We start from the raw sequence: 25282 nt of genomic DNA, 5'->3' as shown, positions 1-25282 counted from the left end.
ACGCGGTCCATGAAGACCTCGGGAGGGGGCGGTGGTGGGATCGGCGGTAAGGGGGCGATGTCACGCTCCGGCGGCGTCTCGTCCGCATCTTCTTTCGGTGGCGGGAGCCCCCGTCCAGGCGCACTGGAAGCTTGCGCGCGAGGCGGATCGATGAGGTCTGGAACCGGCAGGGTTTCAGGCTCATTCGAACATGCGGTCAGCGCCGCCATTACAGCGATCGCTAATACGGCGCGCATCGAACCTCCTCCAGCAGCCGGTCGGCCTGTGCCCTTGCCTCGCTGGTAATCTCCATGCCCGACCTTCTTCGACGGAGAGCCCTCGCGGATCAGATGGGGGAACAGCGCCTCAGGCTCGGCATTGCGCCGTACGAGCGCGTCGTATCCCTGGTCGGAAATCTCGGGATCGTCTTCGGCGTGATAGAGCCGGTCATGCTTCGCAATCGCCTTCGCGAACCGCATAAGTTCGTTGGCGGCTTCGGCTTCAGACAAACTCTTCATTAAAAAGTGACCAATCCGGTCGGCACCTTCACTTTGATTTTTCCTGTTCCCGGCTCCGTGGCTATAGCGCCCTCACTCGCTAAGAGCGCGACTTGGTACGCAAATTCACGGCATTCTCCTGCCAATTTGGCGCAGGCTTCCGCCGCTAAATCTATATCGTTGCTCGTCGCTGCTTTTTGCCGTCGATAACAATACAATCTTGCTTCATTCTCAGCGCCAAAACCCCAAACTGCGTGGACGACCATATTGCGCAAATCACGTGCGTCCTCATGTGTATCGACAATTCTCTGAAACGCGACTTTGAGCTTTTCGTAATTGACAACTTCGGTCTCTAAGTCGCTCACAATCTGCCCAAATTGCTTGCGCTCATATTTGAGCCAGTTCTCATGGTCGGCGCCCGTCAATCGTTTCCAAGCTAGTGTGAGAGAGGTCTTAGCGTTTGCCTCATAAACCGTTGCGCTGCCGAGCTTAGCCAATTCTCGCTCAAGAAGTGGGACCTCGAAGGTTTCGTACGTCATCACACCCCCTCCAGCAGCCGGTCCGCCTGCGCTCTTGCCTCGCTGGTGATCTCCGCGCCCGAGAGCATTCGCGCAATCTCTTCCTGCCGCCCGGCATCGTCGAGCAGTGCCACACTCGTCTTCGTCACCGTTCCGCTGGAAGCCTTGGCGATCAGGTAGTGCATGTTGCCGCGCGCCGCGACCTGCGGGCTGTGCGTGACCGCCAGCAATTGCCCCTCGTCCGCCGCGAGCCGCGCGAGCCGCTCGCCAATCGCGCTCGCCACCGCGCCGCCTACGCCGCGGTCGATCTCGTCGAAGATAATCGTCGCCGCGCCGCCCTTTTCCGCCAGTGCGACCTTCAGCGCCAGAATGAAGCGCGAGAGTTCGCCTCCCGATGCGATCTTGGCGAGCGGCGCAAAGTCCGCGCCGGGATTGGTCGCGATCAGGAATTCGCAGGCATCCATTCCATGCGCGCCCCACCTGTCTTCGGGCAGCGTGCCAATCGAGGTCAGGAAGCGCGCCGCATCGAGTTTCAGCGGGGTAAGCTCTGCCGCCACTGCCTTGTCGAGCTTCCGCGCCGCCTTGATCCGCACCTCGTGCGCTTTCTCCGCGGTCTTCAGATAGGCGTCTCGCGCTTCTTTCGCGGCGGCTTCCAGCGCGTCCAATTCGGCCTCGCCTCCTTCGATCGCGTCCAGTTTACCGCGCATTTCGCGGATGAGATCGGGCAACTGATCGACGTCGCAGCGATGCTTGCGGGCCAAAGCGCGCAGTTCGAACAGCCGCGTTTCCGCCTGGTCCAGAGCCTGCGGATCGTGAACGAGCGACTGGGCGGCGGACTCAAGCTTGTCCTCCGCCTCTCCCGCCTCGATCACGGCGCGGTCCAGCGCACCAAGAGCATCGGTCAGCATGGGATGCTCCCCGGCGATCCGGTCAAGCTTGCGCGCGGCAACTCTCAGCGAGGCAAGCGGAGAATCCGAACCCTCCCAGACATGGCGTAATTCTTCGAGCTCGCCCGAAAGTTTCTCCGCTTTCTGCATGTCGGTGCGCGCGGCGGCGAGGCGTGCCTCCTCCCCCGCCTGTGGCTCGAGTGCGGTAAGCTCGGCAAGATGGGCGATCAGCAAGTCCTGATCCGCTTTCGCCTGCTCCACATCGGATCGCGCTTCGGATAGCTGCGCTTCGGCCTTGGCCCATTGCGCCCAGTTGCGGGCCAATCCGGAGAGATCCGTGCCTCCATAGCGATCCAGCAGCGCGCGGTGGCCGCGCGGATTGACGAGCCCGCGATCGTCATGCTGGCCGTGCAATTCCACCAGCGCCGGGCCAAGCTCTCGCAGCAGTGCCACGCTGGCGGGTTGATCGTTGATGAAGGCCTTCGACCCGCCATCGGCCTTGACCTGGCGGCGGATCAGCAGCGGCTCTCCGGGTTCGATCTCGATATCGGCGTCGTCCAGAGCCTCGGCAATTGCTGCCGGCAGGTTGGCGAATTCGAAACCGGCGGTCACGCTCGCCTTTGCTTCACCCGCCCGGACAAGCGCCGTTTCGGCCCGGTCGCCCAGCACCAGTCCAAGCGCGTCCAGCAGGATCGACTTGCCCGCTCCGGTCTCTCCCGTCAGCACACCCAGCCCGCGCCCGAAATCGAGATCGAGCGCTTCGATAAGCACGATATTTCGGATCGAAAGCCGGGTCAGCATTGCCCGCCAGCCTTAGCCCAAGTGTTGGGGCGCGTCACGCGGTGCGCGAGGCAATTCCCACAATCAGGTCAGTTCCCGGAGTCAGGACGGCTGGACGCCCGCGGCGTGATCTTCGACCAGCTCGAAAGCTTTCTCATACCACTCGGTGCCAGGATAGTTCGCGCCGAGCACGGCTGCGTACTTCACCGCCTCTTCACGCAGTCCGATCGCGAGGTTGCTCTCCGTCAGGCGGTACAGCGCCTCGGGCGTGTGGCTGGTCGTCTCGAAGTTCTCGACCACGTTGCGGAACCGGATTGCCGATGCGAGCCACAATCCCGAACGCTGGTAGAATCGCCCGATTTCCATCTCCTTGCCCGCAAGGTGATCGTCGACCAGGTCGAGCTTCAGCCGCGCATCTGCGGCATATTCAGTCTGGGGAAAGCGCCGGTTGACCTCGCGCAGCGCCGTTTTCGCCTGCTCGGTGATCTTCTGATCGCGGTTCACATCGCTGATCTGCTCGTAATAGCTCAATGCGATCAGGTAATACGCGTACGGCGCATCCTTGTTACCCGGGTGGATCGAGAGGAAACGCTGCGCGTTCTGGATCGATTTGTTGTAGTCGCGCGCAATGTAATAGCTGAAGGCGCTCATCAGCTGCGCCCGCCGCGCCCATGGCGAATAGGGGTGCTGCCGCTCCACCTCGTCGAACAGCGCCGCCGCCAGCAGCGTATTGCCCCCGTCGAGCCGCCGCTGCGCTTCGCCGTAAAGCGATTCGACGTCCCGCGCGACGTAGGCCACGTCTTCATTGGCGGAGCCCCCGCCGCAGGCGCTCAGAGTGACGATCGAGGCGCCCAGTATCCCGGCGCGCAGCAGCGAAGTGCGAAGTGTCGTTTTCATGAGGCCAGCCTATAGCCATGGCCTGCGTGAACGCCAAGTGAAGTTGCGGCGACTTGCCCACCAATTTCCTACTCGCGCGTTTTGTGGTTCATAATCCTCCATGACCCGCAAGACAGACCCCCGCACCCGCCGCCTTCCCGTACCCTCCGGCCAGATCCCCGATTTCACTGTCGTCCCGCGCCAGGGCAACCGGCACGACGGCTGGACGCCCGAGCGCCAGCGCGCCTTTATCGAAGCGCTGGCCGACACCGGCTCGATCCACGCCGCCTGCCGGACCGTCGATATGAGCCAGCGCGGCGCCTACCACCTGCGCCGCCAACCCGGCGCCGAAAGCTTCCGCGCAGCATGGGAGGCCGCGCTCGATCTCGGCGTGCAGCGGATCGAGGACGTCGCCATGGACCGCGCGCTCAACGGGGTGGAGGAGCCGCTCTATTCCTACGGCAAGCTGATCGGCACGCGCAGGCGTTACAATGACCGCCTGCTCATGTTCATGCTGAGAAACCGCGCGCCCGAACGCTTTGCTGAGGGCAAGGCCAAGGGGCTGAACGCGGTCGGCCGGATGGACGAGGACCGGCTGCGCAAGAAACTGTTCGCCGAATGGGAGGCCGAGCGCGAGGCCGCCCTCCCCTCGCCGGAGGAAATCCGCGCAGGGATCGACCGGAAAGTGGAAGGCCTGCGGATCGAGATCGAACACCGCCGCCAGCGCGAATGGGACGCGCTATCCGAAGAAACGCGCGAGGCATGGCAGCATTACGAGGCGCTAAAGACGCGCGACATGGAACGGCTCGCCGCCGAGGAGGATGCCCGGCGCAAGGCGCTCTCGGGCCCAAGGGAAACGATCAACGCCGTCCCGCCCCCGGAGAAGGTGGTGGAGCCGAAGGTGCGGAAGACTGTTTGGTCGCTCAAGGATGATACGTTGCGGTGAGTGAAGGCACCTAGCGCTGGAGATTGTGACTTAGGCCACAAACGAGATGACCTTGCGAGTGAGTCATTTCGCACCCGCAAGGAGACAAAAACTGTTTCACCCAACGTTATGTCTCTAAAAGCTCAGCTGTCAGTCGCTTGCTTGGAGGATCGCAAGGCATGATGGCAGGCCGCGATGTGAGCACAAATTCTCTTTGTAGAGCGCCATCAACGTTCTTTAAGAATTTCTAAGCCTAACAAATAGTTGCGATCTATTTACTTGCAGCTAGACTGCTTAAAACAGGGAGGCGCAGATATGGATCTCGAAAGTAAACTCACCGATTTATCGAAAACCGTTCGCGAACATCGAGAAGTCTTGCTGACGGAGGAAGCAGCTAAAAACGCGCTCGTAATGCCTTTCTTACAGGCACTTGGCTACAACGTCTTCAACCCAGCCGAGGTCGTTCCTGAGTTCACCGCGGACGTAGGGACAAAGAAAGGTGAGAAGGTTGATTACGCTATTTGCAACGATGGCAAAGTATCTATCCTGGTCGAGTGCAAGCCTGCAAAAGCCGAGTTGAGCGCGAACCACGCTTCACAACTGATGCGATACTTTCATGTAACAGAAGCGCGAATTGCTATCCTCACAAACGGCGTGATTTTCAAGTTCTACTCGGACACCGATCAAGCCAATAAGATGGACGAGCGCCCCTTCTTAACACTCGACATGGAAAACGTGAAGAAAGCAGACGTGAAGGCCTTACAAGACTTCACCAAAGACAATTTCAACATTGATCGGATTGTCGCGACAGCCGGCAATCTTAAGATGCAAAGCCATGTCGCCAAAGAATTAGAAAAAGAGTTTGCCGATCCGTCCGATGACTTCGTCAATATGATCGCAAAACGCGTCGTCGACGGTCGCGTGACCGCATCGGTTCGTGAGACATTCGAAGGCCTCATCGTCGCGTCGATCAATTCTCTCATTCGCGACAAGGTCAACGATAGACTCACTTCTGCATTGCAGGCGTCGAATCCCATTGAGGCTGACGACAGTGATTCATCAGCAGACGATGGCATAGAAACGACAGAGGTTGAGATCGAAGGTTTCAATATCATTCGCGCAATTGGCACGCGAGTAGTCGATCCAAGCCGTATCGCCATTCGCGATCAGAAATCCTATTGCGCGGTCCTTCTTGACGATAACAACCGCAAAACGATTGCTCGTCTCCACTTCAACAGTCGCACGGCTCGATATCTGGGTACGTTTCATGGCAAAGATGAAACTCGCCATTCGGTCGACGGGCCGCGTGATCTCTATGGATTCGAAAAGCAAATCACAGATCGCATCAAAGAACTTGAGATGTAACCGAAAATCATAGCATCAACGCGCAACCAAGGCGTTCAGGATATGCTTGCTAATAGCGCGACGGCCTGACCATTGGGTCTTTAATAAGTCTTTAGCGACGCTGGGGTCTTGCTTTCATGCGAAACGTAACGGTTCGCTCGTACCTCTGCCAATCCGCTCAAACGCCCAATTTCTGTTTATTCCCTACTCCACGCGTCGTCCTAAATGCACAGTCTAGGTGCTAAAAATGAAGCGTAAACAAACGGACCCTACTCAGGCTACCGTCCTTTGGAATCGCGTTCTTGTACCTCAAATCGTTAGACCACCGCGCTCAACAATAAGCTGCATGAGGAATTTGGTAATACTCCTCACATACCTCTAATCGCAATCAAAGGGGCGCAGAAATGATTACACGAATACTTGCCGATGAAGACGGGGCTACCGCAATTGAGTACGGACTCATTGCAGCGCTTATCTCGCTTGCAGCGATCATTGCTTTCACCAGCCTCGGCCTGAATCTCGAACAGGTTTTTCAGACTGTCGCAGACGGAATGGCAGGGTAGCGAAAGCCGCCACGCGCTGTTCTCGGGGCCGTGACCAAAGCAGACCGTGCTATGTTCCAAAGGCTCACGGAACCCATATTAGTGGCAAGTCATATCCATCAATACAGCGGTTCGTGATCTGTTTTTACATAACTTTGAATTATATATTAGCTTCATGCTAACATTTATTCGACGTATTGCGATGTCGAGTCGTGATTTATTTACGTCCAATCGATTCGATAAATTACAATTTTGCTATACACTCAGACTACCTGTTACGGACATCATTTCGTAACACATTTAGGGAGAGTATACATGAGAAAAGGATTGATAGGTCTATCCGCAGCAGTATTGGCTATATCGGCAGTAGGTACCAGTGCAATGCAGGGTTCGGGAATTGCGGAGCGACACACCTTTTATAGCGATGTGGGTGAGACAAACGTGACTGGCCAGTTCATCGTATTCTGTGACGGTTCTGTTACTAGCTGGGGATCTCCCGACATCTACAGTACCACAGAGAATTTTCGTTGCTGAGCGGGCAGTATCGGGGGGGGGATACCCCCCGATCAGAGCTTGTATGACGCGCCGCGATTATTGAACGTTTGAGGGTCAGCCTTCGGCCGGTCGAGGGAAGCTCGATTGGGAGATGGCTACTCCTCCCCCATCCGCAGCGCAGCAATAAACGCTTCCTGCGGAATGCTCACATTCCCGTACTCGCGCATTTTCGCTTTCCCCTTCTTCTGCTTTTCCAGCAGTTTTTTCTTCCGGGAAATATCGCCGCCATAGCATTTGGCGGTAACGTCCTTTCGCATCGCGGCGATGGTTTCGCGGGCGATGATCTTGCCGCCGATGGCGGCTTGCACGGGGATCTTGAACAGGTGGCGCGGGATCAGGTCTTTCAGCCGTTCGCACATGCCCCTGCCCCGCTCTTCCGCGACGCCCGCATGGACGATCAGCGACAGCGCATCGACCGGCTCTCCGTTGACGAGGATGTTCATCTTCACAAGATCGCCTTCGCGCAGACCGATCTGTTCGTAATCGAAGCTGGCATAGCCGCGTGAGATGCTTTTCAGACGGTCGTAGAAATCGAACACCACTTCGTTCAGCGGCAGCTCGTACGTCACCTGCGCGCGGCCGCCGACATAGGTAAGGTCGGTCTGGATACCGCGGCGGTCCTGACACAGTTTGAGGATCGATCCGAGATACTCGTCCGGCGTGTAGATCACCGCCTTGATCCACGGCTCCTCGATCATGTCGATGCGGTTGATGTCCGGCCAATCGGCGGGGTTGTGGATCAGGATCTCCTTCGCATCCTCGGTCTTCGACTTGCTGAGCTGCAAGCGGTAGACCACGCTGGGCGCGGTGGTGATCAGGTCGAGATCGTATTCGCGGCTGAGCCGTTCCTGGATGATCTCGAGGTGCAACAGGCCGAGGAAGCCTGCGCGAAAGCCGAAGCCGAGCGCGGCGGAGCTTTCCATCTCGTAGGAGAAGCTGGCATCGTTGAGCCGCAGTTTGCCGATGCTTTCGCGCAGTTTTTCGAAATCCGCCGCGTCGACCGGGAACAGGCCGCAGAACACCACCGGCTGCACTTCCTTGTATCCCGGCAGCGCTTCGCTCGCGCCGTTTTTGACCGTGGTGATGGTGTCGCCGACGCGGGCTTGTTCGACTTCCTTGATCTGCGCGGTGATGAAGCCGATCTCGCCGGGGCCGAGTTCCGGCAGGTCGGTGCGTTTCGGGGTGAAGCAGCCGACCCGGTCGACGAGGTGCTGCGTGCCGCCCTGCATGAACTTGATGTTCTGGCCCTTGCTCAGCACGCCTTCGATCACGCGGACGAGGATGACGACGCCGAGATACGGGTCGTACCAGCTATCGATAAGGCTGGCTTTCAGCGGTTTGTCGCGCTCCCCCTTGGGCGGGGGGATCTTGGCGACGACCGCTTCGAGCACGTCTTCGATGCCGATGCCGGTCTTCGCCGAGGTCATGACCGCTTCGGATGCGTCGAGGCCGATGACCTCCTCGATTTCCTCGCGCACGCGCTCGGGCTCGGCGGCGGGCAGGTCGACCTTGTTGATGACGGGGACGATTTCGTGGTCGTGCTCGATCGACTGGTAGACATTGGCGAGCGTCTGCGCCTCGACCCCTTGCGCGGCGTCCACCACCAGCAGCGCGCCTTCGCACGCGGCAAGGCTGCGGGAGACTTCGTAGGCGAAATCGACGTGGCCGGGGGTGTCCATGAGGTTGAGCTGGTAGGTCTCGCCATCCTTTGCGGTGTAGTTGAGGCGGACGGTCTGGGCCTTGATCGTGATGCCGCGCTCCTTCTCGATGTCCATGTTATCAAGGACTTGCTCGGACATCTCGCGCGCGGTGAGCCCGCCGGTGAACTGGATCAGCCGGTCGGCGAGCGTGGACTTGCCATGATCGATGTGAGCGATAATCGAGAAATTGCGAATTCGGGAAAGGTCAGTCATTGCAAAGCGCAAATAGCTACACGAAAGCCATCTGTCATTCGCGAAAATCGCAACACCGCGAAAGGCGTGCTTAGGCCAGTTCATGCTCCGCACTTGGAGCATAACCGAATTGCGGAATGCTTGCTCCCTGGCCCAGCAGTCCGCCTTCCATGGCTTTGTAGCTTCCTGGTGAGAGCGCCGACAATGTGGCGCCGGCCGCGGCTAGGGCATAAGGCGATACACGGTTGCGCGTACACAATCCGCCCGAGCCATCGTCAATGAGCGAATGTTCGAACTCGAGGCCCTGGGTGTCGGCGCTGGTGCGGGTCACGGTCGCAACTGCCAACTGGCCGCCGCCGAGATCGACGACGAATTGTGTGCCCTTTGGCACGTCGGCCAAGCCCTGAATCAGAGCGCCTGTTTTCGAAAGATTGCGCAACGTGACTTCATAGGAGTGATCATCGTGGATCACCTGTATCTTGCGATAAACCGTCCGGCGGCGGGCGCGCCGCGTCCGATCGCTACTCGGCTCAATCTTCCATCCTTCACCCAGCAATTCGCTCTCGGCTTCTTCGCGCGTCATCGGAGCCGCAAAGATCGGCCCCTGGACCCGGCGCACGCCGCAGTCGAGCAGCGAGGCGAGAAGCGCGTTGGTTTCGATACCATGCGCAACAGTATCCATTTCGAGCGCATCCGAAAGCGCGACGATCGCACGGATTAATCCGAGTTCGCGGCTGTCGTGCCGATCTGCCTCTGCGATCAGTTTCTCATCGATCTTGATCGAATCGAATGGCGCACGGCGCAGATAGGATAGCGAGGAATACCCGCTGCCGAACTCATCGAGGGTGAGCCGCACGCCCAGCTTAAAAAGCTGAGCAAGAGTGCTGTCCACGGCAGTTGTATCGCCGAAGAACACCGCCTCGTTGATTTCGAGGTCAAGGCGCCCAGCCGCCATATCGGCCACCTGCAACGCCTCCTTGACGCTGCTCACAAAATCGCTCGATCCGAACAACGGAACGGGGACATTGACGGAAACGCGAATTGACTCCGGCCAATATGCCGCGTGTTTACAAGCCTCTGAAATTGCCCATCGACCCACTTCGTTGACCTGGCTCGACCCGTCGAGGATCGAGGCGAACTCGATCTCATCGATTTCGCCGCGCTGATCGTGGTTCCAGCAGATATGCGCCTCTAGGGCCTCCACCCTTTGCGTGCTCGCATCGACGATCGGCTCATATTTCAGGAACAATTGATCCTGGTCGATGGCTTTACCGAGATCCGCCTCCAGACGCCTCCGGAAAATCGCCTCGTTTTCGAGATCGCCCGAGAAAAAGCGGTACTGCCCGCGCCCGCCATTCTTGGCAGCGTACAGCGCCAGATCAGCAGACCGCACGACCTCATCGCGCGTAACACCATCGTGCGGGGCAATGGCGATCCCGACCGAACAGCCGATCACGCAGCGCCCTTCTTCAAGAGAATAAGGTTGTTTGAGCATCGTGATGATCTTCATCGCGATTTCGCCAAGCACTCCGCGGTCGTCGACATCCGGGATCATGACTTGGAATTCATCTCCGCCAAGCCTGCCGATCTCGCAATCGCGTTCAATTGAACGCTTGAGGCGGACAGCAACTTGCTTGAGCAATTCGTCGCCCGCTGCATGGCCGAGGGTGTCGTTTACCTGTTTGAACTTATCGAGGTCCATCATCAGGATCGCACAGTTGCGCTTGGCAGCCCTGAACGCCGTCAGCGTTGTATCGATCAGATGTGCCATTCGGTGGCGGTTCGAAAGGCCGGTAAGCGAATCGTATTTGGCCAGACGTGCTGTTTCCGCTTCGCGGTGGTATTCTTCGGTGATGTCCGCGCCGGTTCCGCGAAAACCGATAAAGCGGCCCTTATCATCCCTCATAGGACGACCGGAAAGCCGCAGCACCGCTCCATCGGGGCGCTTTGCTGCATGAACCGCGATACCTGAGAACGCTTTATGAGCGCCGATCATCAGCGAGAGCGAGCGGGTCCGTCCCTGCCCGTCGATCGGCTCAAAAACGGTAGAAAGAGGCTGGTTAAGCATTTCTTCGAGCGGAAGCTCAAGCCTGTCTGCGATCGCAGAACTGAGGTAGGTGAGATTACCCTCGCCGTCGCACGCCCAGAACCATCCGAGACCCGACTGCTCGAGCTCGTCGAGCATTGCCAGCTTCTCGCTGTCGGACAAAGCGGATGCGGCCCTGCCACGGCGACCACCGAGCAGACCAGAGCTTTTCGAAGACAAGAAACCCTTGAGGGGCACCTGCGCAATTCCTCCAACACTTGAACAGCCCAAACCGATCTGGACCTGTCCGATACGTAAACCCGGTTGGTTATTTTTGTCCTAATATCCTGGATTAAGATCGGATTCGGTTTCGGACCTGCCCGCCCGTTGAAGGGATGTCGCCCGCGTGGCGCGTTCGTGGGAACCAGCGGGCAAACTTGAAAATTGTATACCTTGTGTGCATGTGAACACGTCAGGAAATAAGGCGCGGACAGCGCGCTTACGAAAAGGGGACATGATGGCAGAAGGCACGGTAAAGCTCGAAAACGAGGCAGCCCAGTCAACAAATGCGCTTGGGCCGCTCATCGGCGTCGCGCGAGAAGACTTCGTTGGTGCGGTCGCGCTGCTCCTTCGCGAAACCGCTTCGGACCCCAATCGTCTGTTCCGCCATGCCAAGTCCGTGACCGAAGACATGGTCAAGATAATGACCGGCAAAAGCGAGCTTGCCCCCGATCCGAAAGATAAGAGATTCCAGGATCCGGCCTGGCAGTTCAATCCTTTCTTCCGCGCAGGCGCGCAATACTATCTCGCCGTACAAAGAGGTATGCGCGGATGGCTGGAAGAGCTCGAGCTTGATGAATTGGAGCGCAACCGCGCCAATTTCATCGCCAACATCATTCTGGACGGCATTGCCCCTACCAACACCTTAGCAGGCAATCCGATCGCGCAAAAGCAGCTCATCAATTCGGGCGGCCTCTCGCTGATCAAGGGCTTGCAGAACGCCTATAGCGACCTTGTCCATAACAAAGGCATGGTGAGCCAAGTCGACAAGCGTCCCTTCAAGATTGGTGAGAACATCGCCACTTCCGAAGGTTCGGTGGTGTACCGCACCGAGATGTTCGAACTGGTGCAATACGCACCGACCACCGACGAAGTTTACGAAATCCCGCAACTGACGATCCCGCCGCAGATCAACAAAATGTACATCAATGATCTTTCGCCGGAAAAATCGATCATCAAATGGCAGGTCGATAACGGCCTGCAAACCTTCGTGATTTCGTGGCGTAATCCCTCGAAGGATCAGGGGCACTGGGACATGGCCGATTACATCGCTTCATGCGAGGAAGCGCTTGAGGCCGTGTCGCAGATCACCGGATCGAAGACCGTCAATGTGTCGGCAGGCTGCTCCGGCGGGCAGACCGCGTCGGTGCTCGCTTCCAAACTGGCAGCGAACGGCAACGATATTCTCGGGACGCTCACGCTCATGGTGTGCGTTCTTCACCCCAAACCAACCGATATCGAGGCTGGCTCGCTCGTCAGCGAGAACGGCATGCGTCTCGCCCGGCAGCGCGCTGCCAAGCAGGGTGTAATCAAGGCCGACGATCTGGCGCGGGGATTTGCGTGGCTCCGACCCAACGACCTGATCTGGAATTACGTAATCAACAATTACCTGCTCGGCATGGACCCGCCGGCGTTCGACGTGCTCTACTGGAACGCAGATGCCACCAATCTGTCCGCGAGCCTGATGGGCGATTTCCTGACACTGTTCGAAACGCTCGCCTTCACGAAGAAGGGCGAAGTCGAAATGGCCGATCACAAGATCGATCTGTCGAAAGTGACATCCGACATGTTCATCCTCGGCGGGGTGACCGACCATATCACGCCTTGGAAAGCCACTTACCGGTCCACCCAGCTATTTGGTTCGAAAGACGTGACCTACGTGCTCAGTCAATCGGGCCACATGCAGGCGATTCTGAACCCTCCCGGCAATCCGAAGGCGAAGTATTTCGTTCAGAAGAAAAAGGGTAAATTGCCGGCAACAGCCGATGAGTGGCTGCAAGGAACAGAAGAGACGAAGGGCAGTTGGTGGCCGTTCTGGATGGAGTGGATTCAGGAGCGCTCCGGCGACAAGAAGGCCGCGCCCAAGAAGCTTGGAAGTACCAAGCACAAACCACTGGACCCGGCGCCCGGACTCTACGTAGTGGAAGAAGTCTGATACCAGCCTTTCGTAACGCGCACGCTGGTTTGCGCGAACAGGCTTATGGGAGGCAGCACCGTGAGGGATCCACGATGCTGCCTCCCACCCGCAATCCTGCGGGATGAAAGGATAGAGTTTTCGTGTCTGATGCGATGAAAAATGCCGACGTTTCGATGAAGGAAGTCGGCGGACGGACGTTACGGGTTGCTACATGGCGGCTCGACGAGCCCTCCGATCAGCCCCCGATCCTGTTCTTCAATGGTATCGGCGCCAATATCGAGGCAGTTGCGCCGTTTGCCGCGACGTTGTCTGAGCGTGGATTCATCATGTTTGATATGCCGGGTGTGGGCGAATCGCCCGATCCGGTGGTGCCCTACAACCCGTTCACCATCAGCTGGACGGCGTCGCAATTGCTCAACAACCTCGGTATCGATGAAGTCGATGTAATGGGTATCAGTTGGGGCGGCGGCATCGCTCAACACTTTGCCATGCAGCATCCCGGCCGCACGCGGCGACTGGTCCTGATTGCGACAAGCGCGGGTATGCTCATGATCCCGGGCAGCCCGAAAGCTTTGTCGAAAATGGCCAATCCGCGCCGTTACGTCGATGCCGATTACATGATCAAGAATTTCGAGACCCTGTACGGAGAGGGGCTTGGCAAGACGAGCGGCAAGAAAGGGCACATGGCGTTGCTGAAACCGCCCTCGCCGCGAGGCTACATGTATCAGCTACTCTGCATGCTGGGATGGACGAGTGCTCCCGCCCTACCCTTCCTGCTGCGTAAGAAGACGCTGATCATGATGGGGGACGACGATGCAATCGTGCCGCTTGCGAACGGAAAGTTCCTTTCATGGCTCATCCCGAATAGCGAAATGGTCGTGATGAAGGGCGGCGGACATCTGTTCCTGCTCAGCCACAAGGATGAAAGCGTGGAGGCCATCCGCGATTTCCTTGATGCAGTGCCGGCCGAAATCGAACTTGAGGAAGCCGCCGCGGCCTAAGAGTCGGGCAGCCACTCGCTTAGCGCCTGATTGATCTCGTCGGGGATATCCTGCTGCACCCAGTGCGATGCGTGGGGATAGCGGCGCACGGTCAGGTCGCTCACATATTTGTTCATCCCGTCGAGAACGTGGATATCGATGGCGACGTCCTGCTCGCCCCACAGCACCAGCGTCGGCACATCGACCTTCCCCGCACCCGTATCGCGCGCATCAGGTCGGCGGATCAGTGCGCGATAATAATTGAACATTGCGGTAAGTGCGCCTGGCTGCGCCGCCGCCTCACGGTAGGGCCTGACTTCTTCTGGGATGAAGAGCTCCTTGTTGACCGCAGAATCGCGGAAGACCCGCCCGATCGGTGCGGCCCCTCCCCGCCCCAGCAGCCATTCGGGTATCCATGGAAGCTGGAAGAAGAAGATGTACCAGCTCTTCTTCAATTGCCGCCAACGCTTGAGCTCACGCCGCGCGCAATTGGGGTGCGGGACGTTGAGGATGACGAGCCGCGTCAGTGGGCGCACCTTCATGATCGCAAAGTACCATGCAATGATCGCGCCCCAGTCATGCGCTATCAACGTGACCTCTTTTGCACTGCTTGCGTCGATGAGCGCGGCGACGTCCTTGGCCAGAGTGCGCAATCGGTACGCCTCGGTCCCTTCGGGCCTGTCGGTCGCGCCATAGCCGCGCAGGTTCGGCACCCACACGCGGTATCCCTTCCGAGCCAGAACAGGCATTTGGTGCCGCCACGAATAATGCAGCTCGGGAAAGCCATGGAGGCACAGTGCCAGATGATCGCCTTCACCCGCTTCGGCGACTTCGAATGTCAGCCCGTTCGCCTCGATCCAGCGAATAGCGATGCCGCTGTCTTCGGGCGGTTTCCAGCTTGGTTTTCTCGCCATGACACATGGCTAACACCGGTGCGCGCATCGGGCCAGTGCCAGGTTCCGCTCTTTCTGGACAAGCCCGTTTCATTGTGAGACCTTCTGCAACTGAGAGAGGAGACAAATCATGCCAGCATTCGACCTCATCATCAGGGGCGGAACCATCGTCGACGGAACCGGGGCGGAGCGCTTCACCGGAGACGTCGCAATCAGGGATGGCCTCATCGCACAGGTCGGCACCGTGACCGGCGATGCGGAGCGTGAAATCGACGCGAGCGGCAAGATCGTTGCTCCCGGCTTTGTCGACATCCACACTCATTACGATGGTCAGGCGACCTGGGATCAGGAGATGGCTCCGTCGAGCTGGCACGGCGTCACAACGGTCGTCATGGGCAATTGCGGTGTCGGCTTTGCGCCTGCCAAGCCCGACCGCCACGAATGGCTCATCAGTCTGATGGAAGGGGTCGAGGACATTCCCGGCACCGCCCTGGCCGAAGGGATCACCTGGGACTGGGAGACCTTCCCCGAATATCTCGACGCGCTCGAAAAGCCGCCGCGCACTGTCGATGTCGGTACGCACGTCCCGCATGGCGCGGTGCGCGCTTACGTATTGGGTGACCGTGAGCAACCCGGTGCAGTCCCGACCGAGGACGATATTGCTGCCATGTCCGACATTGTGGAAGAAGGCGTCCGTGCCGGTGCGCTCGGATTTTCGACGTCGCGTACCGTCTTGCACAAATCGGTCGACGGTGAGCTAGTACCCGGCACGACCGCAACGCCCGAGGAACTCGTAGCGATCGGAAAAGCGATGGGCCGCGCGAAGGATGCTGGCGGGTATGCGGTGTTCGAAATGGCGAGCGACCTGCAGCGAGACTGGAACGAATTCGAATGGATGGGGAAATTGAGCCGCGAGGCAGGCATTCCCGTGACCTTCGCGGCGCTCGAATCCATCGCCAAGGAAATGCCGCTGTCCGAACAGATCGAGACGATGCGCGCCGAAAACGACAACGGCGCGAATATCGTGGCTCAGATCGCCCTGCGCGGGAACGGGATCATCATGGCCTGGCAGGGCACGGTGAACCCATTCGCTTTCCGGCCGAGCTGGCAGGCGATCAAGGATTTGCCGTGGGAGGAGCAAAAGGCGAAGCTGCTCGATCCAGTGTTCAAGAAACAGCTCCTTTCCGAGGCCAACGATTACACCGAAGCACCCATGGATATTATCGGGGTGGTCATGGTCATCACTCAAGGCTGGGCGATGCAATATGAGATGGACCCCGATTTCGATTACGAGCCCGACGAAACCGCCAGTGTGAATGCACGGGCGCAGCAGGCAGGCGTGGACCCGCAGGAATATGCGTATGACATGCTCTGCCGCGACGAGGCGACTGGGTTTATCTACCTTCCGATCCTGAACTACGCGGAGGGAAATCTCGACTTTCTCCACCCGCTTCAGCACGCCGACGATACGGTCAATTCGTTATCTGACGGGGGCGCGCATTGCGGCACGATCTGCGACGCGGCCTCGCCCACATTCATGCTCGAACACTGGGTGAAAAACCGCAAGCGCGGCGACCGCATCACCCTCGAAAACGCGATCAAGCGCCAATGCCGCGATACCGCTGTGCTCTATGGTCTCGAAGATCGCGGCGTGATTGCACCGGGCTATCTTGCGGACATCAATGTGATTGACCTCGACGCGCTAAAGCTGGGCCGGCCTTGGCTTGCTTTCGACCTTCCGGCCGGCGGCAAGCGGCTGCTGCAAAAAGCCGACGGCTATGTCTGCACGATCAAGAACGGCACAGTGACATTCCTGGATGGCAAATGGACCGGCGCGACCCCCGGCGGCCTGATCCGAGGACCGCAGCGGGCAGAACTGGCCGAGGCTGCTGAATGACGGGTTTCAGCCCCGTGAAGGGGGAATGGGCTGTTATCACCGGCGCAGGGCGCGGCATCGGCCGCTGGCTTGCGCAGCACTTCAGCGCGAAGGGCATGCGTATCTGCGCGCTCGATATCGACGCTTATGAAGCCGAGGAAACCGCACGCCTTTGCCGAGAAGGCTCGCGGGCACATGGCTGCGATGTGTCCGATGCCAGTGAAACAGCGCGGGTCGCCGAAAAGCTTATTGCACAGGGCGTCGAGCCCTCGCTGCTCTGGATCAATGCCGGCGTCGGCAGCGCGGATACGGTGACTAACGTTAAAGCGCGCACCTTGGACTGGTTGATGGGCGTCAACGTGATGGGCCCGGTCCACACCGCGCAGGCCTGGCTTCCTGCGCTGAAAGCGCGAGGCGGCGCGCGGCATGTCGGCATAACTGCGAGTTCGGCATCGGTCGTTCCCGTCTCCGGTCCCTTCACGCTTTACGCTACTACCAAACAAATGACGGCTGCGATCGGCGAAGCTTTGACGGCGGAGCTGGCCGGGGATGGCATCGGGGTGACGATCCTCTGTCCTGGAATACTCAACACGCAGATCTGGAACGCGGCGCAGGCGCGGCCCGAACGGTTTGGAGGCGCCCGTTCAGCACCGGACGAACTTGGAGACCATTGGCGTGCCCAGCCCGGTCCGGAAGTGCTGGAGCGGGGTCTTGACCAGACCCTCGCCAAAGGCGGCGGTTGGTGCATCGTCCCGACAGAGGAAAGCACAGGAAGCGCAATGGAAACGCGCCACCGCGCCCAGTTGGATGGCTTTTTCGATTACGTTGTCAAAGAAAGCGATGTGGCCCGCTAAGGCTCGATTACGACACCTTTCGAAGGGTCGACATCCCCGCCGACCATTTGAAGAAAAGTGTTCCGCGCCGCGTCGAGCCCACTTCTCTTGTCGACCGCTACCGAACCTTCGGTGGCTGCCAGGAATCCGTGCCAGGATTTCGCGACAAGTTTGCCTCCCTCGGCGGGACCATGCTCCTTGAAAAACGCAACCGCGTGATCAGGGGCAAAGAACAGGGTCGGTTTCGGACCCGGCAATCCGCGGTCTTCAGTCATCCCTCCACCCCGCTCCTCGATGTGTGTAACCCCGACTAGGCACGAATATTTCAGCGTGTCGGCGTAGTGCTCATGCAGCTTGCCAAGAAGGCCGGAATTGCCCGCAAAATCGACAATCACCGAATCTGATATGGGCATCATCCCCACCTCATCGTAAGTGTATACCTTGTCGTAAAGTCCTGTATTTTCGACAAATTCAATGTTGCCGGCCGATGTGAGGCCGACACGCTTGATACTGGGTGAATTTTGCTTGGCCACACTGGCAAGCCCCATCGCGGTTTTCGACGATGCGCTCGTCACGATCAATTGCGTCGCATCGAACCAGTCCTCATTGCGCATAAAGTATTCGATCAGGAAGCCGGTCTTGAACAGGGGTCCGAAAATCATGCGCTCCGCCTCGCGCGCGGGATCGTGTTCCGGATCATCTGCAAGGCGCGAATACTGATTGTAGATCGGGCTCATCGGCTGCCGGTAATCGGTCGTATCCATGAAGCTGCCCGCCGAAGTGTTGCCCGGGCGAACATCGAGGTGGCTTGCCATCGGCAGATAGCCATAAACCCGCTCACCCACGGAGATGTCGCCATGGTTGCTTTCGATGACCTTGGCGTGGCCCCACATCGGTACGATCCCGAGGCCGTCTGGCGCGGGGAAAAAATTCCAGTATCCGAAGCCATCGCCCACGACCGCGTAGGTGACATTGTTCGCGGTTACCGAGAAGCTCTCGATCTCCAACCGGACTGCGCCGTCTGGAAGCGCGGGCAATTCAACGTGTACAATGTCCGCCTGGGTAAGTTCGTCCTTGCGAACGTGAACTTGCTGGATCGTCATGTCTTCGGGCCTCCTCTTTGACGGGCATCCCTAACCGATCACGGCTCGCTTTCCCAGCGTGTCGCAGCGATTGAAGCGCGCTTTTCGCAATTGTTCAGCCAACCGAGCATGTGATCACATTGCGCAATGCCCATCTCGCCCTGCGGAGTAAGCTGCAAACCGCGAAAAACCGGATAAAGAAAAACATCAGCGAGCGAAAAGTCCAATCTCGTCCATGCACCATCCTTCGCCAGTTCCGCTTCGACATAACCCAGCGCGAGGCTGATCTGCGGAAGTGCCCGGTCGATGGTTTCGCGTTCGAGCGGGTGACCTGCGACGCGGTGCATGATCCAAGGCATGACGAGGCCGCGTTCAAACAGAGGAAAGAGATAGTTGTTTGCGATCGCGATCCACTTGTCGGCGACGACGCGCTCTGCCGGATCGGGGGATTGAAGTGCGCTGCTATTGTGCATGCTGTCGATGTATTGCGTGATTGCGACCGTCTCGATCAGTTCGAGACCGTCGATTTCCACGACAGGTACTTTGCCGAAAGGATGCCGGTTCTGCGGGGATCGCGCGGCCGTCGCGATAGTTTCGTGGGCCAGGACCGATTCTTCGCAGACGATCTGCACGATGCGCGTGTAAGTCGAAATTACTGTCCCGAAGATGCGAACCTGACTGCTCATTCGAATGAACGGTTAATCACGTAATGCACCGCGTGCGTGTCCCAATCGGACAACAGCTTAAGGGCAGCCTCTGGCAAGTTCGCCCGGGTCAGGTCTTTACCAACAAACCCTTCAATGGCGTCCTCGCTGCAAAAGCGCAGAACGGTGGTGAAGATCGTGCCCCCATCCGGTGCATCGCGCTCCCACAATTCATAGCCGAAATAACCATCGATACCCCGCGCAGCGATACCGGGCATGATCGTTTCGGTCAGCAAGGTCCGATAGGCAGCTGCCTGCGCGCCCTCCGCGCGGCCGTTCCAGACCCGGGCAATCACACCCGCATCGGCATCAGGACATAGAGCGCGGGCGACTTCTCGTCCTTCCGGATCAGGGTCGGCGCACCCGCATCCGCGAGGTGCAGTTCAACCGTGTCGCTTTCGATCTGGTCGAGGATATCCTTGAGATAGTTCGCGTTGAAGCCGATCTCGAATCCCTCCGATGAATAATCGGCCATCAACTCTTCCGTTGCCGTGCCGTTATCGGGCGAAGTCACCGACAGCGTCACCTTGTCTTTCTCGAGGCCCATTTTGACCGCACGGGTTTTCTCGGTAGCGATTGTGGCAACGCGGTCGACACCTTGGAAAAACAGCTTTGGATCGACCTTCAGCAACTTGTCGTTGCCGGTCGGAATGACCCGGCTGTAATCGGGGAATGTCCCATCGATCAGCTTGCTGGTCAGCACGACGCCGCCTTCACCGCCGAGAGTGAAGCGGATCTTGCTTGCAGACAGGTCGATCTGAACATTGCCGTCGAGCGCCTCTTCGAGAAGCTTGCGCAGTTCCGCCACGGCTTTACGCGGAATGATAACGTCCGGCATTCCATCCGCACCGTCCGGGCGCGATAGCGTGAACCGGGCAAGCCGGTGACCATCGGTCGCCGCCGCTTTGAGCACTGGCTCGTCGTCATCGGTGACGTGCAGGAAGATGCCATTGAGGTAATAGCGGGTTTCTTCGGTCGAGATGGCGAAACGCGTGCGGTCGATCATCTCGGCCAGCGTACGTGCAGGCAGTTCGAACGAAGTCGGAAGGTCGCCTTCGACAATCACCGGAAAGTCGTCACGCGGCAGCGTCGGCAGCTTGAACCGGCTGCGCCCCGCCTTCACCTCCATCCGGTTATCCGCCGTTTCGAGACTGACCTGGCTGCCTTCAGGCAGTTTTCGGGCAATGTCGAACAGCAGGTGGGCGGACACAGTAATCGCGCCCGGATTTTCGACCGAGGCTGCGCTCATAGTTTCTACGACCTGCAGGTCGAGATCGGTGGCCATCACTTTGACGCTCCCGCCATCGCTCGCGTCGATCAGGACGTTGGACAGGATGGGGATCGTGTTGCGCCGCTCGACAACCGACTGGACGTGAGAGAGGCACCGCAGAAGCGTCGCGCGTTCGATGGTAGCTTTCATCGCTTGGACCTTACCCTAGACTGAGGGCGGAAGCGGGTTGGAATCACCGCCCACGCCGGAATTGCCCGAAAACCTTAGCGCGGTGGTCTATGCGGGCAAGCCGTGAGGGCGCCTGTGGCGGATTCCTTTGGGGATAAGGGGCGAACGATCGATCAGGCGATCAGCTGAGCATCGCCATCCCGCCATTCACGTGCAGCGTCTGCCCGGTGACATAGCCCGCTTCGCGGCTGGCGAGATAGGCGCAAGCGGCCCCGACATCATCGCCCTCGCCCATCTTGCCCGCAGGAATCCGCGCATTGATCGTATCGGTCTGCTTCTCGTCAAGCTGGGCAGTCATCGCTGTACGGATGAAACCGGGAGCCACGCAATTCGCCGTTATTCCCCGTGATGCAACCTCCTGGGCGAAGCTTTTTGTCATACCGGTCAGCCCCGCTTTCGCAGCTGTGTAGTTCATTTGTCCGGGATTGCCCGTCGCCCCTACGACGCTGGTGATATTGATGATGCGCCCGAACCGCGCCTTCATCATCGGGCGCGCGCTTGCCCGCATCAGCCGGAATGCCGCCTCCAGATTGATGCGGATTACATCGTCCCACTCATCATCTTTCATCCGCATCGCAAGGTTGTCCCTTGTGATGCCGGCATTGTTCACGAGGATGTCGATCCCTCCGAGCGTATCGAGCGTTGCGGGGATAAGCTCTTCGACTTGTTCGCTATTCGACAGGTCGCAGGTGATCTCGACATGCTCACCGCCGTGATCTTCGTGCAATTGTTCGCGAAAGACACGCAGTTTCTGGCCGTTGGAACCCGAGAGCGCGAGCCGAGCGCCCTGTTTAGCCAGAGCGATGGCAATTGCGGAACCAATGCCTCCGCTCGCGCCGGTCACCAAAGCGTTCATTCCCTTGAGTGAGAACATTATCCGTTTTCCTTTGCGAATGTTTCGAGGTCTTCCATGGTGATGAGACTGGCAGTCTGCGCTTCCTTGTCGATCCGTCCAATCATCGGGCCAAGCACTTTGCCGCCCAATTCAACAAATGCCCCTATACCGTCATCGCGCATGGCGAGCACGCTTTCGCGCCAGCGGACGCGGTCCGTGACCTGCTCGATCAGGAGCGCGCGCTCTTCATCTGGATCGGTGACTTTCGCAGCGGTCACATTGGCGAAAAGGGGCAACAATAGTGCGCCGGGAGAGGTTTCAGAAAGAGCCTCAGCCATCCGGTCGGCAGCTGGTCTCATCAGCGAGCAGTGAAACGGAGCTGAGACCGGGAGCAAGATGCCGCGCTTGATCCCGTGATCCTTTACCAGACCGACGGCGCGCTCAACGGCTCCCTTATGGCCGGAAATCACAACCTGCGTAGGGTCGTTGTCATTCGCGATCTCGCAGACTTCGCCATTCGCAGCCGCTTCGGCAAGAGCAGAGGCCTTGTCGATGTCCGCGCCGAGCAACGCTGCCATTGCCCCTTCTCCGACAGGCACGGCATCCTGCATCGCCTTCCCGCGCAGTTTCAGCAGTCGCGCAGTCGTAGTCAGGTCGAACGCGCCGACAGCGCACAAGGCCGTGTATTCGCCAAGCGAGTGCCCGGCCACGCAGGATCCGGTCTCGGCCAGATTTACGCCGAAATCCGTTTCCAGCACTTTCAGCGTGGCGATTGCATTCGCCATGATTGCAGGCTGTGCGTTTTCGGTAAGGGTCAGCTGGTCTTCCGGCCCTCCGCGCATGATCGCCGAGAGATTCTGCGAAAGCGCCTCGTCCACTTCTTCGAAAACTTCGCGGGCTGCAGTGCTCGCTTCGGCAAGGTCGCCGCCCATGCCGACCTTTTGGCTGCCCTGACCCGGAAAAACGAATGCACGCATGAATAACCTCCTGTAGCGCCGCGACTAGGCAGCGCGCGAAGGACTCGCAAGTCCGAAGGGCACGACCTTGTTGGCAGACGTGTGGCCAATCTCCGCGCGGCCAAGATAGGGCACCCCTGCCCGTTCGCACCAATAGCGCGCGATTTCTTCCTCGGTCTGGCCGAATTCCACGTAGTTTTCAGGAACATCGGTCACTGCACCTAGGCGCAGGCCGGCGATTCTCGGCAAGATTCCTGCAAGATGGAAAAACAGCCGGTCGACCGAATAGAGATGCTCACTCACCTCTTCGACCATAACGACGTGCCCGCCGAGGTCGGGCATGAGCGGCGTGTTCGATATCATCGCAAGGGTAATCAGGTTGAACGCGACCGCGGGTGTCTTACCATCGAGCGAGGGTTCGAGCCCGCTATTGTCACCGTTCAGCCATTGCAGCACCCGCCTGACGGCTTTCCGGCCATTTTCAGATCGCGCGCTCACCGGCATCGAACCGTGTGCGCATTGACCGATCCCGTGCCGATAAAGCGCGGCAAGAAGGTACCCGCAATCGGAAAATCCGACATAGGTCTTCGATCGAGCCGCTTCGTTCATGCGCGCCACCGCAGCTTCTGCAATGCGGTTCGAGCCATAGCCACCCTTTGCAAACCACACCGCATCGAATGCAGGGTCGTTTGCGCATTCGAGCAATCCCGTTAGCCGCACGAGATCGTCTCCGGCAAAGTGCCCTTGCCGCGCGAAACACTGTTCGTGGAAGCTGACGCTCGTCCCCGGAAACTCAGCTGCCACGAGCTCCTCGAGAGCGCGAGCGTGATCACGTGTTATCGGCGTTGCGGGCGCACAAATGGCGATATTCGTCATCGGGCGACCCTATGTCGCTTGTCAGCATTCACGCAAGCCAATAACCTGATTCGCATGGACGATGACAGTATCAGGCCGGACCTTGAAGGTCGGCCCTTTTTCTTTTGCGGGATAGGCGGCTCTGGCATGCTTCCACTCGCACAGATTGCGCGTGGAACGGGGCACGCCGTCTCGGGCTCCGATCGCAGCCGGGATCAGGGACGCACGCCGGGGAAGTTCATTTGGCTCTCTGAAAACGGGTTCGAGCTGTTTCCGCAGGATGGGAGCGGCATCATATCACCGCGCCAGATCCTGATTGCATCGGCTGCGGTGGAAGATACCGTTCCCGAGGTCGCGAAGGCGCAGGCTCTCGGCTGCGAGCGGATGAGCCGCGCACAATTGCTCTCGGCCCTGTTCAACCAAGCCGGACTATCATTTGCAATCGGCGGAACGTCGGGCAAATCGACTGTCACCGGAATGACAGCCTGGATCCTGCATCAGGCCGGGCTCGATCCAACCGTGATGAACGGCGCGGTAATGAAGAACTTCGCAGATGCGGACAATCCCTTCGCCAGTGCGCGCGTAGGCAATCCCGGCGCATTCGTGAGCGAAGTCGACGAAAGCGACGGTTCCATCGCGCTTTATCGCCCGACAGTGGCGGTGCTGCTCAATGTGAGCCTCGATCACAAGAGCATCGAAGAACTCGAGGTGCTGTTCGGTGACTACCTCGCAAGAGCCGAACGTGCCGTGGTCAATTTCGACGACGACCGCGCGCGCGGTCTCGCCAGTCGCGCAAAGCACTTGGTAAGCTTCGGGATCGAGGCAAGAGATGCGGATTTCACCGTGGCCGATGGCTCCATCGAATACCGGACGTTTGCCGTGACCGCCGAGATCGTCGACAATTCCGGCGGCGATACTGCGGTGCTGACGCTCCCGATGCCGGGCACCCATAATCTTTCGAATGCACTCGCAGCAATCGCCGCGGCAGGCGCGGCGGGCGTGCCGGTCAAGCAGGCAGTCGATGCGCTTTCGAGGTTCAAGGGTCTGGCTCGCCGTTTCGATGTGGTCGGCACGACACGCAGCGATATCACGGTAATTGACGATTTCGGCCACAACCCTGAGAAATGCGCCGCAACATTGCGCACGCTCAAATCGGGTCCGGGGCGGGTTATCGCGTTTTTTCAACCGCACGGATATGGGCCGCTGCGCCAGATGGGCGATGAATTGGCGGAGACTTTCGCGCGCGAGCTCGAACCGGACGACATCATCATCATGTGCGATCCGGTCTATTTCGGCGGCACGGTGGATCGCAGTCAGGGCAGCGAGCGCATAATCAAGCTGATCCGCGACGCCGGTGGAACGGCAGAACATATTGCATCACGGGAAGATTGCGGGAAGCGGATCAGCGAATTGGCCAAGGCCGGTGACCGCATCGTCATAATGGGCGCGCGCGACGACACCTTGAGCGAGTTTGCACGCTCGGTCCTGGCTGGCGTGCAATGAGCCTGTTTGCGCGCGCGAAACAGCACGCCTGGCGCATGGCCGTGGCCACGATGATGGCCATCCTGTTCGTGCTCGCCATCGATATGATCTACGGTCATTCGACAGTCGCATTCGCCATAGCGATTGTGGCCCTAATCTGGCTCAACATGCCGATGCTACGATTCAACTGCCCCCGGTGCGGGTACAACATTTTCTTCCGCGGGATGATCGTGATTCCCTGGCCGAGACGCGAATGCGGCAAATGCGGTTTGCAACTGGATGCGCCGGAGCAGTCTTGAGGACCGCCTG

General features: G+C 59.0%; 23 protein-coding genes and 1 pseudogene. 10 read left to right on the top strand and 14 right to left on the bottom strand.

What is annotated here, in order from left to right:
• Window positions 1-290 precede the first annotated feature (290 nt).
• The 4 genes and pseudogenes from KCG45_RS15660 to KCG45_RS11885 form a co-directional block, all read right to left on the bottom strand.
• Window positions 291-497, bottom strand: a pseudogene (locus tag KCG45_RS15660) (DNA ligase LigA-related protein); the annotation flags it as partial.
• Window positions 497-1015: a hypothetical protein gene (locus KCG45_RS11895; RefSeq protein ID WP_218317417.1), complete on the bottom strand. Its 519-nt coding sequence runs from the start codon at window positions 1013-1015 to the stop codon at window positions 497-499. The pseudogene KCG45_RS15660 and the gene KCG45_RS11895, both read right to left, overlap by 1 nt.
• The gene (gene recN / locus KCG45_RS11890) at window positions 1015-2682 is read right to left on the bottom strand and encodes a DNA repair protein RecN (RefSeq protein ID WP_218317416.1); all 1668 of its coding nucleotides are present in this window, start codon (window positions 2680-2682) and stop codon (window positions 1015-1017) included. Before recN ends, KCG45_RS11895 begins: the two co-directional genes overlap by 1 nt.
• Before the next feature lie 81 nt (window positions 2683-2763).
• A complete protein-coding gene (locus KCG45_RS11885) occupies window positions 2764-3558 on the bottom strand; it encodes an outer membrane protein assembly factor BamD (RefSeq protein ID WP_218317415.1) in 795 nt (264 codons plus the stop codon).
• Between the two features lie 100 nt (window positions 3559-3658).
• On the opposite strand from KCG45_RS11885, the gene KCG45_RS11880 reads away from it, so the two are divergent.
• The 4 genes from KCG45_RS11880 to KCG45_RS15675 all read left to right on the top strand — a co-directional run bounded on the left by KCG45_RS11880 (window position 3659) and on the right by KCG45_RS15675 (window position 6882).
• Entirely contained in the window at window positions 3659-4483 is an 825-nt protein-coding gene (locus tag KCG45_RS11880) for a coiled-coil domain-containing protein (protein WP_218317414.1), read from the top strand.
• A 294-nt stretch (window positions 4484-4777) separates the two neighbouring features.
• Window positions 4778-5827 carry a type I restriction endonuclease gene (locus KCG45_RS11875; RefSeq protein WP_218317413.1) on the top strand — a complete coding sequence of 350 codons (1050 nt, stop codon included), beginning with the start codon at window positions 4778-4780 and terminating at the stop codon, window positions 5825-5827.
• Between the two features lie 383 nt (window positions 5828-6210).
• Window positions 6211-6369 (top strand): Flp family type IVb pilin, encoded by a 159-nt coding sequence (locus KCG45_RS11870; RefSeq protein WP_218317412.1) that lies wholly within the window; start codon window positions 6211-6213, stop codon window positions 6367-6369.
• 294 nt (window positions 6370-6663) lie between these two features.
• Window positions 6664-6882, top strand: a complete 219-nt coding sequence (locus tag KCG45_RS15675; RefSeq protein ID WP_500794218.1) for a DUF6289 family protein — start codon at window positions 6664-6666, stop codon at window positions 6880-6882.
• A 116-nt stretch (window positions 6883-6998) separates the two neighbouring features.
• Here KCG45_RS15675 and lepA read toward each other — a convergent pair whose 3' ends face one another.
• Window positions 6999-8816: a translation elongation factor 4 gene (lepA, locus tag KCG45_RS11865; protein WP_218317411.1), complete on the bottom strand. Its 1818-nt coding sequence runs from the start codon at window positions 8814-8816 to the stop codon at window positions 6999-7001.
• A gap of 70 nt (window positions 8817-8886) precedes the next feature.
• A complete protein-coding gene (locus KCG45_RS11860; RefSeq protein ID WP_369410782.1) occupies window positions 8887-11079 on the bottom strand; it encodes a putative bifunctional diguanylate cyclase/phosphodiesterase in 2193 nt (730 codons plus the stop codon).
• Between the two features lie 256 nt (window positions 11080-11335).
• Between KCG45_RS11860 and KCG45_RS11855 the strand changes: the two genes are divergently transcribed.
• Complete coding sequence (locus tag KCG45_RS11855) at window positions 11336-13036, top strand: alpha/beta fold hydrolase (RefSeq protein WP_255548149.1); 1701 nt, start codon at window positions 11336-11338, stop codon at window positions 13034-13036.
• A gap of 122 nt (window positions 13037-13158) precedes the next feature.
• Window positions 13159-14019 (top strand): alpha/beta fold hydrolase, encoded by an 861-nt coding sequence (locus KCG45_RS11850; protein ID WP_369410781.1) that lies wholly within the window; start codon window positions 13159-13161, stop codon window positions 14017-14019.
• On the opposite strand, the gene KCG45_RS11845 is transcribed toward KCG45_RS11850, so the two are convergent.
• Window positions 14016-14912, bottom strand: a complete 897-nt coding sequence (locus tag KCG45_RS11845) for an alpha/beta fold hydrolase (RefSeq protein WP_218317410.1) — start codon at window positions 14910-14912, stop codon at window positions 14016-14018. The two genes, KCG45_RS11850 and KCG45_RS11845, sit on opposite strands and share 4 nt — an antisense overlap.
• A 109-nt stretch (window positions 14913-15021) precedes the next feature.
• Here KCG45_RS11845 and KCG45_RS11840 point away from each other — a divergent pair, with 109 nt between their 5' ends.
• Complete coding sequence (locus KCG45_RS11840; protein ID WP_218317409.1) at window positions 15022-16788, top strand: N-acyl-D-amino-acid deacylase family protein; 1767 nt, start codon at window positions 15022-15024, stop codon at window positions 16786-16788.
• The gene (locus tag KCG45_RS11835) at window positions 16785-17621 is read left to right on the top strand and encodes an SDR family NAD(P)-dependent oxidoreductase (RefSeq protein WP_218317408.1); all 837 of its coding nucleotides are present in this window, start codon (window positions 16785-16787) and stop codon (window positions 17619-17621) included. The genes KCG45_RS11840 and KCG45_RS11835 overlap by 4 nt, the downstream gene beginning before the upstream one ends.
• On the opposite strand, the gene KCG45_RS11830 is transcribed toward KCG45_RS11835, so the two are convergent.
• The 7 genes from KCG45_RS11830 to KCG45_RS11800 form a co-directional block, all read right to left on the bottom strand.
• Window positions 17618-18703: a DUF2855 family protein gene (locus tag KCG45_RS11830; RefSeq protein WP_218317407.1), complete on the bottom strand. Its 1086-nt coding sequence runs from the start codon at window positions 18701-18703 to the stop codon at window positions 17618-17620. The two genes, KCG45_RS11835 and KCG45_RS11830, sit on opposite strands and share 4 nt — an antisense overlap.
• Window positions 18704-18741: 38 nt before the next feature.
• Window positions 18742-19368 carry a glutathione S-transferase family protein gene (locus tag KCG45_RS11825; RefSeq protein ID WP_218317406.1) on the bottom strand — a complete coding sequence of 209 codons (627 nt, stop codon included), beginning with the start codon at window positions 19366-19368 and terminating at the stop codon, window positions 18742-18744.
• Window positions 19365-19682 carry a hypothetical protein gene (locus tag KCG45_RS11820; protein ID WP_218317405.1) on the bottom strand — a complete coding sequence of 106 codons (318 nt, stop codon included), beginning with the start codon at window positions 19680-19682 and terminating at the stop codon, window positions 19365-19367. Before KCG45_RS11820 ends, KCG45_RS11825 begins: the two co-directional genes overlap by 4 nt.
• On the bottom strand, window positions 19679-20806 hold the full coding sequence (dnaN, locus tag KCG45_RS11815; RefSeq protein WP_218317404.1) for a DNA polymerase III subunit beta: 1128 nt from the start codon (window positions 20804-20806) through the stop codon (window positions 19679-19681). The genes KCG45_RS11820 and dnaN overlap by 4 nt, the downstream gene beginning before the upstream one ends.
• Before the next feature lie 160 nt (window positions 20807-20966).
• Window positions 20967-21719 carry a 3-oxoacyl-[acyl-carrier-protein] reductase gene (gene fabG / locus KCG45_RS11810; RefSeq protein WP_218317403.1) on the bottom strand — a complete coding sequence of 251 codons (753 nt, stop codon included), beginning with the start codon at window positions 21717-21719 and terminating at the stop codon, window positions 20967-20969.
• Window positions 21719-22657, bottom strand: coding sequence for an ACP S-malonyltransferase (fabD, locus tag KCG45_RS11805; RefSeq protein ID WP_218317402.1), 939 nt, complete (start codon window positions 22655-22657; stop codon window positions 21719-21721). The genes fabG and fabD overlap by 1 nt, the downstream gene beginning before the upstream one ends.
• A gap of 24 nt (window positions 22658-22681) precedes the next feature.
• Window positions 22682-23512 (bottom strand): LD-carboxypeptidase, encoded by an 831-nt coding sequence (locus KCG45_RS11800; RefSeq protein ID WP_218317401.1) that lies wholly within the window; start codon window positions 23510-23512, stop codon window positions 22682-22684.
• A gap of 54 nt (window positions 23513-23566) precedes the next feature.
• Here KCG45_RS11800 and KCG45_RS11795 point away from each other — a divergent pair, with 54 nt between their 5' ends.
• A complete protein-coding gene (locus KCG45_RS11795; RefSeq protein ID WP_218317400.1) occupies window positions 23567-24994 on the top strand; it encodes a glutamate ligase domain-containing protein in 1428 nt (475 codons plus the stop codon).
• Window positions 24991-25272: a hypothetical protein gene (locus KCG45_RS11790; protein WP_218317399.1), complete on the top strand. Its 282-nt coding sequence runs from the start codon at window positions 24991-24993 to the stop codon at window positions 25270-25272. The genes KCG45_RS11795 and KCG45_RS11790 overlap by 4 nt, the downstream gene beginning before the upstream one ends.
• The last annotated feature ends 10 nt before the right edge of the window (window positions 25273-25282 follow it).

Origin of the sequence: Erythrobacter ani (genome assembly GCF_019204025.1) — a bacterium.
Lineage (GTDB): Bacteria > Pseudomonadota > Alphaproteobacteria > Sphingomonadales > Sphingomonadaceae > Erythrobacter > Erythrobacter ani.
Note: the sequence above shows the minus strand (reverse complement) of the source record. Positions and strands in the feature narration are given on the sequence as shown.

Coding starts and splice junctions, on each gene's coding strand:
- KCG45_RS11795 (WP_218317400.1), top strand. CDS start 23,567: ATGGACGATGACAGTATCAGGCCGGACCTTGAAGGTCGGCCCTTTTTC.
- KCG45_RS11835 (WP_218317408.1), top strand. CDS start 16,785: ATGACGGGTTTCAGCCCCGTGAAGGGGGAATGGGCTGTTATCACCGGC.
- recN (WP_218317416.1), bottom strand. CDS start 2,682: ATGCTGACCCGGCTTTCGATCCGAAATATCGTGCTTATCGAAGCGCTC.
- KCG45_RS11870 (WP_218317412.1), top strand. CDS start 6,211: ATGATTACACGAATACTTGCCGATGAAGACGGGGCTACCGCAATTGAG.
- KCG45_RS11875 (WP_218317413.1), top strand. CDS start 4,778: ATGGATCTCGAAAGTAAACTCACCGATTTATCGAAAACCGTTCGCGAA.
- lepA (WP_218317411.1), bottom strand. CDS start 8,816: ATGACTGACCTTTCCCGAATTCGCAATTTCTCGATTATCGCTCACATC.
- KCG45_RS11790 (WP_218317399.1), top strand. CDS start 24,991: ATGAGCCTGTTTGCGCGCGCGAAACAGCACGCCTGGCGCATGGCCGTG.
- KCG45_RS11885 (WP_218317415.1), bottom strand. CDS start 3,558: ATGAAAACGACACTTCGCACTTCGCTGCTGCGCGCCGGGATACTGGGC.
- fabD (WP_218317402.1), bottom strand. CDS start 22,657: ATGCGTGCATTCGTTTTTCCGGGTCAGGGCAGCCAAAAGGTCGGCATG.
- KCG45_RS11840 (WP_218317409.1), top strand. CDS start 15,022: ATGCCAGCATTCGACCTCATCATCAGGGGCGGAACCATCGTCGACGGA.
- fabG (WP_218317403.1), bottom strand. CDS start 21,719: ATGTTCTCACTCAAGGGAATGAACGCTTTGGTGACCGGCGCGAGCGGA.
- KCG45_RS11855 (WP_255548149.1), top strand. CDS start 11,336: ATGATGGCAGAAGGCACGGTAAAGCTCGAAAACGAGGCAGCCCAGTCA.
- KCG45_RS11825 (WP_218317406.1), bottom strand. CDS start 19,368: ATGAGCAGTCAGGTTCGCATCTTCGGGACAGTAATTTCGACTTACACG.
- KCG45_RS11830 (WP_218317407.1), bottom strand. CDS start 18,703: ATGACGATCCAGCAAGTTCACGTTCGCAAGGACGAACTTACCCAGGCG.
- KCG45_RS11880 (WP_218317414.1), top strand. CDS start 3,659: ATGACCCGCAAGACAGACCCCCGCACCCGCCGCCTTCCCGTACCCTCC.
- KCG45_RS11895 (WP_218317417.1), bottom strand. CDS start 1,015: ATGACGTACGAAACCTTCGAGGTCCCACTTCTTGAGCGAGAATTGGCT.
- KCG45_RS15675 (WP_500794218.1), top strand. CDS start 6,664: ATGAGAAAAGGATTGATAGGTCTATCCGCAGCAGTATTGGCTATATCG.
- dnaN (WP_218317404.1), bottom strand. CDS start 20,806: ATGAAAGCTACCATCGAACGCGCGACGCTTCTGCGGTGCCTCTCTCAC.
- KCG45_RS11800 (WP_218317401.1), bottom strand. CDS start 23,512: ATGACGAATATCGCCATTTGTGCGCCCGCAACGCCGATAACACGTGAT.
- KCG45_RS11845 (WP_218317410.1), bottom strand. CDS start 14,912: ATGGCGAGAAAACCAAGCTGGAAACCGCCCGAAGACAGCGGCATCGCT.